We start from the raw sequence: 14,387 nt of genomic DNA on the forward strand, positions 1-14,387 counted from the left end.
GGTGGGACGGTTTAAATACGGGATATTAAGGGTTTGTGGTAAATCTCCAGACTTGACTGTCCGTCGCGCCACCATTGCCATCCAGTGCGGTGACTTTCCAGTAATAAGTCGTGCCGCCAGCGAGGTTATCCCTGATTTCACTCAATATAGGCACGCCGGCGTTGCCATGGTCTTTGTCACAGCCGCCCATGCTCGAAGCGATGACCAGAACCACGATCAAGTTCAGTATCATGCGACGCCTTGTCGGCGCATATCCAAGTACGCCAATGAGCAGAAGACCGGTGCCGCTGCCAAGGCCCGCCAGCATGATGTCGGTTTGGAACAGGGAATTGGAAGTCGTCGGAATACCGCAAGAACCAAAGGTGGGGTCTTCACAGACACTTAACCTGTATGTCACAGGGTCTCCGTCCGGATCGGTTGCAGCGTGCCACTGGAACTTGATACCGGCGCGGTTTATGCCATTGGCGCCATCGGCCGGCCCAACCAGGCCAGGGGGTGCAGGCGGCCGGTTTGTTGTGCCTTTGCCTGTGACTTGCAGATCAAATACCGGAAGACTGCTGGTGTGAATGCCATCACTGACACTGATAATGATACCACTGTAGGTGCCCACGTCGTTGTTGGCCGGTGTGCCGCTCATGGTACCGGTGGTATTATCAAAACTTGCCCAGAAGGGCAGGTTGGCAACGCTGAATACCAGGGCGTCACCGTCGGCATCACTGGCCGTGGGCGTGAAGCTATAGAGTTGACCTGCCGGTATGCTTGTCGGAGGTGTTCCGCTGATAATGGGAGCTTCCGGCATGGCATTGACGGTAATGCTTACCATCGCCGCGGCACTGTCCACCGTACCGTCATTGACCTTGAAACTGATGCTGTCGCTGCCATTGAAATTGGCATTGGGCGTGTAGATCAGGTTCGGTGCTGTGCCAGACAATGTGCCATTCGTTGGACCGGTGATAACCGCATAACTCAAGGAATCCCCGTCGGCATCGGTGGCGGTCAAGGTGATGCTCACGGCAACATCTTCATCCGTGGTGATGACCTGGCCGTTGGCTGTTGGCGCATCGTTGATGGCATTGACGGTAATGCTTACCATCGCCGCGGCACTGTCCACCGTACCGTCATTGACCTTGAAACTGATGCTGTCGCTGCCATTGAAATTGGCATTGGGCGTGTAGATCAGGTTCGGTGCTGTGCCAGACAATGTGCCATTCGTTGGACCGGTGATAACCGCATAACTCAAGGAATCCCCGTCGGCATCGGTGGCGGTCAAGGTGATGCTCACGGCAACATCTTCATCCGTGGTGATGACCTGGCCGTTGGCTGTTGGCGCATCGTTGATGGCATTGACGGTAATGCTTACCATCGCCGCGGCACTATTTGATGTGCCATCATTGACACGAAAAGCAAAGCTGTCTGATCCGCTAAAATTTGAATCCGGAGTATAGGTAAGATTCGGTGCGGTACCGCTCAACGTGCCATTTCCGGGAGATGAGGTAATCGTATATGTCAGTGGATCGCCCTCTGAATCTGAACCGGTCAGCAAAATATCGATCGCGGTATCTTCGTCTGTTACGACATTTTGACTGTCAGCGACAGGAATCTGGTTGTTGAAAACCTGTATTCTGTTATTGCCAAAGTCGGATACAAAAATATTGTTTGTATTTGTTACGACAATGCCGAATGGGCCATCAAATTGCCCATTCCCGTACCCCCGCGTACCGAATTTGCGCAGGAATTGCCCGTTCTTGTTAAACACCTGCACCCGATTATTGGTGCTTTCAGTGACATAGATATTGCCACCAAGATCAAAATCAATGCTGGACGGTGACCTGAACTGCCCATTCCCGGTGCCAAAGCTGCCAAAGCTGCCGATGAAGGTGCCGGTTGGACCGAATACCTGTACCCTGCTGTTACCCTGTTCCGTAACGTAAACATCGCCGGTAGTTGGGTGAATTCCCACATCCGTCGGCCTCAGTAATTCTCCCTTTAAAGATCCTTGTGTCCCGAAAGAAAACTGGAAGACGCCCTTGGGATCAAAAACCTGAACCCGGTGATTGGCGCCGTCGACTACGTACGCGAAGTTGTTATTGTTGTTTATTGCAATGCCATTGACTGAGGAAAACTGTCCGTACCCGGTTCCGACAGTACCAAATGTAAACAAAAATGCCCCGGCACTATCGAATACCTGTACGCGACTATTTCCATTGTCGGTAACATAATATCTCCCGGCTTTATCGGTAGCGACGTCCGTCGGAAAAGAAAATTGTCCTGGCTTGGTGCCCTTGCTGCCAAATTGTTTCAGAAAAGCCCCGTTTTCTGTAAGCACCTGAACCCGGTGGTTATAGCGATCGACAACGACGATGTTGCCATTATTATCCGTAGCAAGTCCCGAAGGTTCGTGAAATTGTCCATCGCCCGACCCGTGTTGGGATATCTTGAACAGGAAATTACCGGTTGCATCAAACAGCTGCGCCCAAACGGGATGAAACTGTTGTATGACCCAGATTTTGGCAGGCGTGAAATAGGCCCCGTTAGCGGACAGCTTTTCCGCTAATGTTAGCTGCCCAAAGCCCGTTCCTCCGCTGATTATTTCTTGTTCGTAGTCAGCAGTATAGGATGTGGCATAAGGCCCGCCAGTCAGCGGTGGAGGTGGTTGGACCCCGTATGCAAAAACTGAATTGTTGCCAGCAATATACATTTCTCTTGACCAGAAAGGAATAACGCCACCAAAAAGGCAGTCGGATCCAATCTTGTTGCCTGCAAATTGGTAGCTCTCCGTCAACAAGTATGGAGAAAATACATTTGGGCTCGTTTCGACCAGGAAGATTGCTTCATACATAATGTGGCCTTCATCCAGTCGCCCAATCAGGATTCTCCTGGTATGCCGAAATATGTACACGCCATCGCCCATATCAGGTTCTACCGATATCCATGGATAACCATAGCAATCAATATACATATCAGATATGGATGCATAGCCGATATCGGTTGTGTTTATGGCCGATTGACCGGATTCGGCGAGAAAGCCGCCGTTTAAATCAAAGGCCTTGATCTTCAGGAGGCATGACGACAGCGCAGTAGTTGTACATGAACGATAAGAAACAAAAATCCGTCCTCGAATAGCATCTACCGCAATATGCTTGGAATTCTCAAAAGCTCCATTCAAAATGTTCTGTCCATATCTCACATGTGTATCAAAGTCTATAAGTGGATTTCCGTTCGCGTCGTATTTTGAAATTGAGATGTGAGTGTCGTTTTGCGACAAAACATACAGGTTATCATTTGGATCGGTATCGATTGACAATACTGTCTTTATAGGCTTGATGCGCCAAACCTCTACTTGACCGTAATAGGTGAATTTCGCGATTTCGTTGTTATCGAATGCGATATATGTGTTTTCGGTTGTCGGGTCAGCCAACACATACCTGGAAAAAGCAACATCTATCGGTTTTTCGCTGTCCGCAGGAATCTCGTACTTCATCGTTTCGACTGCATTTGCCAGTTGCATATTCAGCAGGCCGACAAAGAACACCACGAATATCAATGTTGATATCGGTTTGTTAAACAGCGAAAGGTTTTTGAGAAATGGCCTGCGAAGTTCATAGAAGTAGTCAGGTGACAGCATGGCACAACCCCCGTTGGAAATACTGTTTTTTTTCTTAAGGGGGGCATGACGCCTGACGGCCAGAAGTATAACTGATTGAATACCGGCCAGATTGCTGCGCCACCCCCACTTTTGATTCTTCTGGTATCGCGTTGTAGTGGCCGTACCTAGCTCATATTTATAGCCACGCTGAATTGTCGTCAGTCGTGCATGTGAATGAGTTTACGCCAATGACAGGGGTTTTCAAGTTAGCTCTCGGCAAGCTGCGCATCACCCCTTGGCCAACAAGTCAGACGAGGCAGGGTATGTGCATAAGACGATCGTCCTATTTACCGCCCAAGATCCGGAATGTTCTATTTGAAGTTTGCGACCTGCGCGATACTACCGGTATTTGCGTGGCACCGGGTCGCCGACACGGCTGGGTCGGGTGCCGCGCCCGCAGCCAGGGCAATATATTGAATAGTTATCAATTGTGTTCAAACTGGTGCACAAATATCAGGCCTGTCCAGGTCCGAGGAGCGGCGGACTGGTCAAGGTATTTGTGTATTAAATGCCGGATAATTTGCCCCGGCCCGTCTGGCCTATTATATTCAAAGGTGGAGAGGGTGCCCAGGCAGTACCAATTTGGGGCGAATGCAGACTGACGGCAGTATATAAGTAAATAGTGATTCTTTGTTGTTTGCCAATTATTCACCCGGGAACATGAGATGAACATAACGATAATTATAATAATCGCCGTAGCCATCCTTCTGGCCGGTATATTTTTTGTACGGAAAAATCGGCCACCAGTGAAAACACGGGTGGATGACGTTGATTACGCTCGCGAATTATTGCGGATCAATCTCTTGGTGAGAGAAACCATTGTACCGGCCAGTATTCGTGACGCTGTTGAGGCCATCGTTGATACGCTATTTCGGCTGCTGGCAATGTTTGAAAACGTCCAGGGCCAGGGAAGCCTGGAATGGGTGGTACAGCGCATGATTACCACTTATTTACCGGAAAAGGCGCTACGCCCTTACCTGGCACTGCCGGCGGAAGAGCGAAATGGCGAGAATAATGTTTCTGCCCTGAGCGAGGCACTCACTGGTATTCAGGCCGAACTGGATGATGTTGAGGCTATGATTGAAAAACAGAAGCTCTCCGATTTTGATCAAAAGGCGGAATTTCTGAAGCGTCGATTCAGGCTCGACTGAATCATGTCTAGTTAAGAAAGGATAACAATAATGACCAACTCCAAGCTTACGCCACCTGAATGGGCAGACGCCCCGGTACTGGAAAAATTAAAAACAAAATCCGGGGAGCTGTTCGAGAAAATTCGCACGGAAACCGGCCCCGCGATGATCCGTACGATTGACCTGGTTGGCACGGCATCAAGCAAGAGAATGCAGCTGGCCAATGACCTGATGCAAAAAAATGTCGGTGACCTGCTCAAGGGCATGAGCGGAGAATCAGCTGTCGCCAACAGGCTGGTGGCACTGCGAGCGAATATGGATACGCTTAATCCCCACTCCTTGCATAACGCCTGGTATTTCCGAATTGTGCCCTCGGGCATAAAGAGGTTTTTGATCAAGCGATTTGTAGCGCGTTACCAGTCTTTGCAAACCAACGTGGACAGCATCATGAATGGCCTGCGCGGAGGCAAGGACGAGTTGCTGCAAATCAATATCGAGCTTGAGGCGCAATACCGGGAGATCCAGGAGGCGCAACGCCTGATCCAGGCAGATATCTATACCGGGGAAATCCTGATTGAAGAGCTGGAGGACCAGCTGAACCGGGATAGCGGCAGTGAGCGGGCGAAGCTGGAAACCGCAATCAATGCACTGGCGCGACGGATTCGTGACCTCAGGACCAAGGAGCAGGCCGCGGTCCAGTTTTTTATCAGTATCGATCAGACCATCCAGACCAACATGATCCTGGGTGAATCCATCGATAGTGCCCTGACAGTTGGCCCAATGGTTATGACAAATGCACTCAGGATCCAGGCGGCACTGGCGACCCAGGAGACCGTAAAAAATGCGGTCAAGGATTTTCAGGATGGTCTCGGCGACCTGATGGCGCAGAATGCAAAAGCCGTAAATGACGCGGCCCAAACTATTGGCGATATGTACAATAGTCCGGTCATTGCGTTGTCAAAGCTCGAAGAAGGTTTTGATAACCTGATGAAGGCCGTGAATACCGCCAACGAAACCATGCTCAGCAGCACCAAGAAAGCCAGGGAGGCCAGCGCCTACCTTGAACAAATGACCAGCGAGCTGACACCGGTAGCAGAGAGTCTGCACGCAATAGAAGGAAGTTTTACCGCAGAAACCGGTGATACGGTTGCCATCGAGCAGGACAAAAACAAATGACAGGCAATGTGGCAGAACGACTCCAGGCGATTCGGGGCCTTGAACCGTTGGTGGAATCTGAACGGCGCTCCGCCAGTATCAAGGACTGCAAGGCAGGCGGCTATCTAAAGTTTGAAAACGAGACCTGGCAGATACGCCGGTTAATGCGTTATCTCGATGTAAAATGGTCGACGTTCAAGAAAAGAAAAACCGACTACTGGATAACCGAGCTTGAGTTGTTTGGCCTGGTAACGGGAGCGACGAGATATATTGAATGGGAGCTGGACGATGAGCTGGAAATAGCCGTTACCACGGATATTGTCGAGTTGCGTGACATAAACTACAAAGGCAAACCGGTCAAGCACCAGGATCTTGAAGATATTGCCTATGAGGAAGAAGGAGAGGTCAGGCTGAAAGGAGTCACGTATTCATATGACGAAGATGAGACCTGGGCCGGACTGTATTATCCGGATGAAAACGGTGGCGAATCGTTAAGAATGCGAGCCTACGAATTTTGCGGACCAAAAGACAAAACTTTCCTTACCATCGAAGCCTGGTTGGATGAAGACGGGGAGCGACCGGAGCGCGAGGCATTTGTGAGTCGGCCGGTGAAAAGATCTGAAATCGAAGTCTTGCAACCAGGACCAAGCGGGAACGCGTAGCATGGTTATACAGAGGTTTATTGCCAGGTCCCGGGTTCGCGACATCGTTTGCTGTTGTGCGGCGCTGGTGCTGGCTTCAGGGTGTACCCAGTTTGATCCGGAGGAGCCCAATCACGCGTACTTCTCGGAAACGAGACTCCAGGCCATCGAGCAGCAAATCAATGATCACATTGCGCATGTGGTCAAGGAGGAGAAGTATCTTGCTTCCCTTTCTTCCGGCAACAACTGGTGGTACCTGGGGCCGCTGTCCAAAAAGGAAAACTGGCAAGGAAAGATTGATCTGGCTAGGGCAAAAATCGAACAAGCCAGACGTGTCTATTATGACAAGCTCCGACCGCAGCTGAAGTGGTATTCGCCCTTTTCACAGGAATTGTATAGCTACCCCGGTGTCATTCTTTCGCATTTGATTGATGCCAGGTATCACGCCACCTGGCCACGGTTAAGGGTGCAGCGCGTCGAGCAAGTGGGCACCGATCTGGCTGGATTCGCTAACCGGGCAAGAATTGACTACGAAAAAATCGTCAGCATCAACAGGAGCGTGCAAGCCGCTGCCGCCAGGGCGGTTGGAAAATTTCCTGCCTACAAGGAGGACAAAAACCAGTTGTACCAATTGTTCGTGCAAATGACCGACAGCGCCACAGTCAATTATGAAAACGTCAAGTCCGAGTTCGACAACTACAAAAGAAAATCGGAGACGGACATTGCGTCGTTGGCCGACAATGCAGCTGAATTGGCCGAAATCAGCAGATTGCTGTCAGAGAGACAGGCAGATTTATATGCAGAGCTCAAATCCCTCGAGCAGCAAGAGTATAAAATACTGGTCGACATGAAACATAATTACAAGGTCCGGGTCGCAAGGGAACAGTGGTGTACCGGCCTGCTGGAATTTTTGAACACCATCACTTTGGGTGATTACTGCGAGGAATCGTATGAGATCAGGGACTGGACCGAGCTGGATGAAGTTGATTATGTCTCGGTACTGAGAGACGCTGACATAGACGTTTCCTACGACGGTTATATCGCGGGGAAAACCTCAAGTCTCAGAACAGTATATGGGGATTGGGATCGCCCGAAAATATTCAGAAGCAATTACACAGGATACGTGCTGCACGATGCCAAGATTGATGGATATCACAAGTACCTGATCCTTGAGAGTGGAAGCAAGCCCAGGGTATCCGATTGGATAGCGGTTGACTGGGATACATATGAAAAGCACCTGGATCACCTTGGAATGGTGGTTTATGCCAAACCCGAAGGCAAGACTCGAAACAACGTGGATCCGTTCTCCTATCCACCGTGTTTTGTCTACATGAAAGAACCGGACGTTCAGAATGGCCAGCCTGTCGGAGCCAATGAACACGGGCAGTGGGTTACCCGGGCCGGGGCCAGTTACTGGGAATATAACGGAAAAACCGGGCCTGGCAAGGAATTCCAGGGGGCGGAAAACACATGTTCTTACGATGACTACAAGGGTTACCGTGAAAATCGTGGCGTTCGCCACTACTATGGCGTGCACCATTACTGGGGTACTTATGGATCGAGGACCTACGGGTACGGGCGGGTTGTCGGCGGCGAGTTTGTCAGGAGAAACGGTGGAGTGGTGCAAGGCGCGAAAAGCGGCACAAGGACCAGGGGCCCAATGACTACCAGCGTAAGAGGGCTGGGAACCGCGTTCAGAAATCGCGGACCAGGATTCGGTAAATAGCAATACTATATTTCAAAACGGAATCGTTATGAAAACAGAGCTCGGAATGTACCCAACCTATTTCTCATACGCCCTGCTGTACCTTGCAGTTGCGACGTTGCTGAATTTTTACATGCGCATGCGGGAGCGTACGCTGAGCACCGCCGATTCAGCAGCCGGGCATGGCGGTATCGCCTTTGATATCAGGCATGGCGCCGCCCATCTTGGCCTGGCCATAGCCATGATAGGTGTTATGTATTCCGAATCACGAGGAAAGCTGATAGATGATCTGATGCTGTCCGCAGGCTACAGCCTTTTGGCCGCACTGTTTATGATTGTTTCACTGGAGATAACCGATAAGGTGATCTTGCCGGGAATAAGAAATGTAAAGGAACTAGTAAATAACAATCTCGCCGTCGCATTTGTTGAAGCGGGCGCCCTGGTTATGACCGGCAACATCGCGTACGCCAGTATAAGAGGAGAGGAAGGCGGAATTGTTTCATCGATTTCCTATTTTCTGGCCGGGCAGCTGTCTATAGTGGCCCTTGTATATATTTATGAAAAGCTGTTCGTGCGAAAGCATGATATCAGGGCTAGTATCCAGTCCGGAAAGCTTTCCGCGGGTATCTACCTGTCGAGTAAAATAGTCGCTTACGGTCTGATAATACAGAGCGTTATCGTTTCCAGTGATGCTGCTGCGCCGCTGGCAGACAAGATGCTTGATTTTTCGACCGCGGCAGTTGCAGCCATGATAATGCTTTACTTGCTGGAGATTCTGATTGACAAGATTATCCTGTTAAAGACAACCGTAACCGGCATGCTGGACAACGACCGGGTAGGAGATGCAGTACAGTTGGCACTGACAAAGATCGGCATGGCAATGTTGCTGGGGCTGATAATTCTCTAGATCAGAAAATATAGCGCGGTATCTTAAAGTGACGCACGAAGCTCGATTACTTCCGGTACTGCTGGCATTCTGCATGTTTTCAACAGGTGCATCGGGCCTGGTAAACGAATACGTGCTCGCAACAATAACGACATATATTCTCGGAAATTCAATAGAACAATTTTCAATTGTCATCGCATTGATGATGTTGATGATGGGTATATCCGGCATTGTCCAGCAAAAACTGGATGATACGAACCTTGTCAGAAAATTTATTCTTGTTGAGGCTGCAATGGCCGTTCTCGGTGGTTATGCACCGGTTGCCATCTATGGCGCATATGCGGGCCTTGAGTCACATTTTTTGCTCGTGCACTATTTTTTCATTCTGGCCATCGGCTTCCTCATCGGGTTTGAAATACCGATAGTCATGCGAATAATCGAGCAGCAAAAGGTAAACCTGAAAACAAATCTCGCAATTGTCTATGCAATGGACTACGTTGGCGCGTTCATCGGCGCCGTAATCTGGGTAAAGTTTCTGCTTAGGACGTTCCCGCTCACGGAGATCAGTTTTATTGTTGCCGGGTTCAACTTCCTGGTCGCGGCCGTAACCGTTTTTTATTTTGTCTTCAAGAAAGTACCCGGTCTTGGAAAAATGGCGCCCCTAACGATCATGCTGGTGACCGCCAGCCTCGCCTGGGGTTATGCCAATAACAGGGAAATGAGCGACTACCTGGAACAGCATTTTTACGATGACAGGATAATTTACAAAAAAACCACGCGCTATCAGCATATCGTGATAACACGAAACGAAAACCTGGATGAAACCCGGTTGTACCTGAATGGCCACACGCAATTCTCTTCCGTCGATGAAAAACGGTATCACGAAATGCTGGTTCATCCCGCCATGAAATTGTCTGCAAATGCCGAAAACGTGCTCATCCTGGGAGGCGGAGACGGGCTGGCGTTGAGGGAAGTGCTGAAATACCGAAATACCAAAACCATCAGCGTAGTGGACCTGGACCCCGAAATGATACGCCTGGCATCCAGTCACGAAAAACTGACCGAGCTGAACCGGCACGCGTTCAGGGATGCGCGGGTCAAGGCGTTGTCACCGGGAGGAATTACCGATACCGGTGTAGTCAGTATGATGATGGAAGGGGAGAATGAAGCACAACAGACTCGCGTAGCGAGCGTGACAGTCTTTAATCTCGATGCAGACCGGTTCCTGGAAATTGATACGGACATCAGCCGATGGGAGGTGGTCATTATTGACCTGCCCGATCCAGCCTCGGTAGAGTTGGCCAAGCTGTACAGCAAGCAATTTTACACCAAGCTCAAACGTAAGCTGGCGCCCGGAGCAATCGTGGCGTTGCAGGCGACATCGCCCTACCATGCCAAGGAGTCGTATCTGACGGTAGGTCGTACGCTGAATGCAGCCGGGCTCAAAACAGTTCCCTATCATGTTAATGTGCCATCATTCGGGGACTGGGGGTTTTACCTCGCGTGGGCCGGAGATCCGGATATTCCCGAGGTAAGAAAACGACTTTCAGCCATCGGTAAAATTGATGTGGCTACCGATTATATCTCACCGGAGATTATCGCCGCCTCCCTGGTTTTCGGTAATGATGAATTGAGAACAGAGTCGGACTGCGTCAATACGTTGATGTTTCCTTGCCTGTTGAGCCAGTATATTGACCAAGGCTGGAAGATTTACTGAAAAATATCACTCCGGGCCTTATGAAGACGCTGTCACACTGGCCGATAAAATATATTAAAGAGACTTGATCAGCCCTTCAGTATCGAGGAAAACCGGTAGCGAGAGTATTTCCTGCGCCTGGCAGTATTCCCTTAAAAAGCCCGACAGGTTTTCGGCTCCGCCGATCCGGATCAGATCCTGGTGCAGCGCCTCGTTGTTGACGCCTTTTTCCGACCCTGTGAGGGCCAGGGAATAGATCTCCAGTATTGGTCTGATTGTCAGGTTGAAGTTTTCCAGCCTCGGTTCAACCGGAGGTTCAGGAATCCAGTGGTCACGCACCGCCATGGTCCCGTTTTTCGAGTATTGTTCCCTCCATCTGTTTAGCCCGGACAGTCTAATTCGATAGTACCTTAAGGTCCTTTGCCACGTCGATTCCTCTTTCTTGTTACGTTTCCTTGGCGTGTAAACGTTGTTAAATGAAAAGTCAAACGCGGCCACTCTTGGCTTGTCGCCATTGATCGTTTTCAATATCAATGCAACGGTTGATTTCGAAAAACCGCCGCAGATATATTTAGGATCGACTTTTTGTAGAGGAATATCGCTCGCTACTACGTGCTTGGAAACATCGCGGTCGAATACATCTAGAATCGAGTATCCGGAAATCGTGTATACAACTGTGTAACCGAAAATTAAATAGACGACCACATATAAAGCTACCGCGTCCCTCCATTCTTTTTCATTACATACCTTTCGATGGCGAAGACAGCTCCAATCGGCCGCGAGAAATATAGCAAGAACAAGAAATAATATAACCAGGTAGATAGTGATAAGAAGAAAATAGGTGTTATGAAACTTATAATAAATATAAGATAGCCAAAACGGAGCCGTAAGGCCAACAATACTTGAGACGATTCCTTTCACCACAGAAAAGCTTTCAGCGAATTTGAATTTCATAACAGTTTATCGCCAACAGAAATTACAATTGTCATCCCCTGACCAGTCCTTGTGCATCAAAAAAGACCGTCAGTGAAAAAATATCCTGCGCCTGGCAGTATTCCCTGAAAAAGCCCGACAGGTTTCCGGTTCCGCCGATCCGGATCAGATCCTGGTGCAGTGCCTCGTTGTTGACACCTTTTTCCGGCCCCGTGAGGGCCAGGGAATAGATCTCCAGTATTGGTCTGATTGCCTGGCTGACGTTTTCCCCCCTGGGTTCGCCCAACCGGCTGGGCGCCCATAGCCTGAGAAATATACGTTCTCTTAGAGTCAGGGTGCCGTTGCTGGCAGCCAGTTTCTTCAGTCTCTTGTACTTGGCATCAATTTTCCTCCTTTTTTCAAGCATGGAATCCCACTTCTGTTTTTGCGCTTCCGTCAGCTTTTTCGGAGTATAGATATTTTTGAATTGATATTCGGACCCGGACAATTTTGTGCGTGCTGAATTGATATGACTGATAACCAGGGAAGTGGTGACCCTGGAAAAACTGTCACAGACGTGCTCAGCTTCAATTTCCTGAAGCGATGTTTCGCTCGCAAGAATGCCTTTGTTCTCAATATCAGAATTGCTATCGCCGAAAACCGAGTAGCCAAACATGGTGTAGACAAAAATGTAGCCAAGACATGCATAGCCGGTCGAGTACCAGAAGAATATGCGCCGACCCTCTGCCGGGTCACGTTCTTTGGTGAGACGGTGTAATTCCAGTTTTTTGTTCAGGCTGACCGTGATCATCAGGAGTGCCAGCGCAAGGAAGAAAAATATAACCGGGATGTAACCGAGGCCATCATCAGAGACTTCGATAATCAATACCCATATTATCGCCAGTATGCCGATGAAATGGACAAAAGCCCGGGAAAACGTATTGATATAATCCAGTCTTGTTGGCTCTTTGTCAGCCATGGCTGCCTTTCCTAAAGCGAGAAAACGGTATCTGGTTTTGGAGTGACCGATTCTAAAGTCTCTTCAGATCAACCAGGTCATAAAAAGCTGCCTCGTCTATTTTGTTGCAAGCTTGTTCAAAAAAACCGCTGACGCGTTCGACGCCACCAATTTGTACCAGGTCCTGGTAGGCTGCGGCCAGTTCCGATGCACTTAAATTCCTGGCCTGATCCAGTCTGGATCGAAGTCTGGATGAAAATACAGACTTGATGTATTCAGGCTCAAGTTTAATGAAACCCATGGACTCGATATTAAATACGCTTATCCATGTGTAGGAATCGTGAATATCGGCAACATTGGCCGGTTCGTCGTTATGGAACCCGCGGACATAGGTCCAGCTGCGGTCCGTCAATATTTGTTGAAACTTGTCCAGTAACGCATCAATTTTTTGTTCGGTGGATGTGTATTTTCGGAATTCCCACTTGTCTTCCGTAATCGCAAGCGCGCCGGAGCTGGCATAAAGTGAGCAAAAATGTGTTTTCTGATATTCAGTCCTGGATAATCCTCTACCCGGAAATTGGTACTGAACCATCGCAAGTGAGCGCGTTTCACGCTCCAGCAAGCCTGAATAAAAGGGATCAGTGCCAAGGAAAAGGTAAGGCAGGGCGGCAATGGCCCATACGAACAACGCTGTTCCCACTACGCGAGCGTGGTTGATGTTCCGGCAAGCAGAACCTTGGCCTCGTTTGCATTTCCTTAAGGTATTTTCGTACACCCGCTTGAACTCCAGTTTGTATACGTGGAATACGAGCCAGAGAAAAAGACAATAAACGACAATGGCGGTGTACACGCTGTTAATCAGGTTGATAAACATGATTGCGGAAAATTGAAAGATCAAGAACCCTATAAATAACATCGCCAAATAAAATACGGTTGCCATCAGTTCAATGACGCCGCTGTCGAAGGAATCGAAGGACGAAGCGGTCTTGCCTTTTTTTGAATTATTGCCTGTATCAAATGATATAAAGGCCATGGCAACAATGGATAGCGCGCAAACCATGATATAAGTGATCGTGAACCCGTTTCCGTAAAAACTGACAGATAGATAAATACCGAATACTGTGAGAAGCAATGGAACTGTATATATTGGCGCAAACATCATCGAGGCGATGAAAATAAGTGCAGCCAGGGCGGGAACCGTGCCGAGCACGACCAGCAGAACAGTGGAAAGTGTTATGCCCAGAAACGCGTAAAAACGGGGCGGCTTCAATTGACTAAAGTTCAGAATCATGGCGGCTTCATTTTTCTTGTCATTGTATCCGATGTTAATGAAAGTTATCGGAAAGCAGACGTCTTTTGTCGGCTACGGAAAATATGCCCGCAATACACATATATTTATCTTAGCATCGGTAGCCGGGGGTGTCACTGTGATCCGGATAGGCAGAGTCTGTAATCAGGGAGCCAAAATTGAGACTTGTTTTTGACTGGTGATGCATCGGATTAAGATCCGGACCAATTCTGCAATCAGCTCCTGCTGAAAAGTGCTCCGGGGTAACCGCGAGCATCGCCTTGGACGAAAGTCTGAATAATCAGCCATGCTGCCGGGGCGTATACCTTGCATAAGCGTTTTTCGCGATTACGGCACACGCTGTTAGTGG

At 49.2% G+C, this 14,387-nt stretch carries 10 protein-coding genes; 6 read left to right on the plus strand and 4 right to left on the minus strand.

What is annotated here, in order from left to right:
• Nucleotides 1-25: 25 nt before the first annotated feature.
• On the minus strand, nucleotides 26-3,625 hold the full coding sequence (locus OEZ10_00745) for an Ig-like domain-containing protein (protein MDH5631499.1): 3,600 nt from the start codon (nucleotides 3,623-3,625) through the stop codon (nucleotides 26-28).
• Between the two features lie 767 nt (nucleotides 3,626-4,392).
• Between OEZ10_00745 and OEZ10_00750 the strand changes: the two genes are divergently transcribed.
• Genes OEZ10_00750 through OEZ10_00775 form a run of 6 tightly spaced genes read left to right on the plus strand, consistent with a single transcriptional unit; the run spans nucleotide 4,393 to nucleotide 10,880 of the window.
• Nucleotides 4,393-4,797 carry a hypothetical protein gene (locus tag OEZ10_00750; GenBank protein MDH5631500.1) on the plus strand — a complete coding sequence of 135 codons (405 nt, stop codon included), beginning with the start codon at nucleotides 4,393-4,395 and terminating at the stop codon, nucleotides 4,795-4,797.
• 30 nt (nucleotides 4,798-4,827) lie between these two features.
• A complete protein-coding gene (locus OEZ10_00755) occupies nucleotides 4,828-5,952 on the plus strand; it encodes a toxic anion resistance protein (GenBank protein MDH5631501.1) in 1,125 nt (374 codons plus the stop codon).
• Nucleotides 5,949-6,593, plus strand: coding sequence for a hypothetical protein (locus tag OEZ10_00760; GenBank protein MDH5631502.1), 645 nt, complete (start codon nucleotides 5,949-5,951; stop codon nucleotides 6,591-6,593). The genes OEZ10_00755 and OEZ10_00760 overlap by 4 nt, the downstream gene beginning before the upstream one ends.
• Nucleotide 6,594: 1 nt before the next feature.
• Nucleotides 6,595-8,298 (plus strand): hypothetical protein, encoded by a 1,704-nt coding sequence (locus tag OEZ10_00765; protein MDH5631503.1) that lies wholly within the window; start codon nucleotides 6,595-6,597, stop codon nucleotides 8,296-8,298.
• Between the two features lie 28 nt (nucleotides 8,299-8,326).
• The gene (locus OEZ10_00770) at nucleotides 8,327-9,184 is read left to right on the plus strand and encodes a DUF350 domain-containing protein (GenBank protein ID MDH5631504.1); all 858 of its coding nucleotides are present in this window, start codon (nucleotides 8,327-8,329) and stop codon (nucleotides 9,182-9,184) included.
• Between the two features lie 28 nt (nucleotides 9,185-9,212).
• A complete protein-coding gene (locus OEZ10_00775; protein MDH5631505.1) occupies nucleotides 9,213-10,880 on the plus strand; it encodes a polyamine aminopropyltransferase in 1,668 nt (555 codons plus the stop codon).
• Nucleotides 10,881-10,934: 54 nt separating this feature from the next.
• On the opposite strand, the gene OEZ10_00780 is transcribed toward OEZ10_00775, so the two are convergent.
• The 3 genes from OEZ10_00780 to OEZ10_00790 are packed head-to-tail and all read right to left on the minus strand — an operon-like array spanning nucleotide 10,935 to nucleotide 14,020.
• Nucleotides 10,935-11,813: a hypothetical protein gene (locus OEZ10_00780; protein MDH5631506.1), complete on the minus strand. Its 879-nt coding sequence runs from the start codon at nucleotides 11,811-11,813 to the stop codon at nucleotides 10,935-10,937.
• Nucleotides 11,814-11,844: 31 nt separating this feature from the next.
• The gene (locus tag OEZ10_00785; protein MDH5631507.1) at nucleotides 11,845-12,750 is read right to left on the minus strand and encodes a hypothetical protein; all 906 of its coding nucleotides are present in this window, start codon (nucleotides 12,748-12,750) and stop codon (nucleotides 11,845-11,847) included.
• A gap of 52 nt (nucleotides 12,751-12,802) precedes the next feature.
• Nucleotides 12,803-14,020, minus strand: a complete 1,218-nt coding sequence (locus OEZ10_00790; protein ID MDH5631508.1) for a hypothetical protein — start codon at nucleotides 14,018-14,020, stop codon at nucleotides 12,803-12,805.
• Nucleotides 14,021-14,387: the final 367 nt, after the last annotated feature.

This window comes from Gammaproteobacteria bacterium (assembly GCA_029880545.1).
Taxonomy (GTDB): Bacteria; Pseudomonadota; Gammaproteobacteria; order Acidiferrobacterales; family SZUA-150; genus JAOUOD01.

Excerpts from the sequence above, each read along its gene's own strand:
- OEZ10_00745 (MDH5631499.1), bottom strand. The coding sequence starts at position 3,625 with ATGCTGTCACCTGACTACTTCTATGAACTTCGCAGGCCATTTCTCAAA.
- OEZ10_00755 (MDH5631501.1), top strand. The coding sequence starts at position 4,828 with ATGACCAACTCCAAGCTTACGCCACCTGAATGGGCAGACGCCCCGGTA.
- OEZ10_00760 (MDH5631502.1), top strand. The coding sequence starts at position 5,949 with ATGACAGGCAATGTGGCAGAACGACTCCAGGCGATTCGGGGCCTTGAA.
- OEZ10_00765 (MDH5631503.1), top strand. The coding sequence starts at position 6,595 with ATGGTTATACAGAGGTTTATTGCCAGGTCCCGGGTTCGCGACATCGTT.
- OEZ10_00770 (MDH5631504.1), top strand. The coding sequence starts at position 8,327 with ATGAAAACAGAGCTCGGAATGTACCCAACCTATTTCTCATACGCCCTG.
- OEZ10_00780 (MDH5631506.1), bottom strand. The coding sequence starts at position 11,813 with ATGAAATTCAAATTCGCTGAAAGCTTTTCTGTGGTGAAAGGAATCGTC.
- OEZ10_00785 (MDH5631507.1), bottom strand. The coding sequence starts at position 12,750 with ATGGCTGACAAAGAGCCAACAAGACTGGATTATATCAATACGTTTTCC.
- OEZ10_00790 (MDH5631508.1), bottom strand. The coding sequence starts at position 14,020 with ATGATTCTGAACTTTAGTCAATTGAAGCCGCCCCGTTTTTACGCGTTT.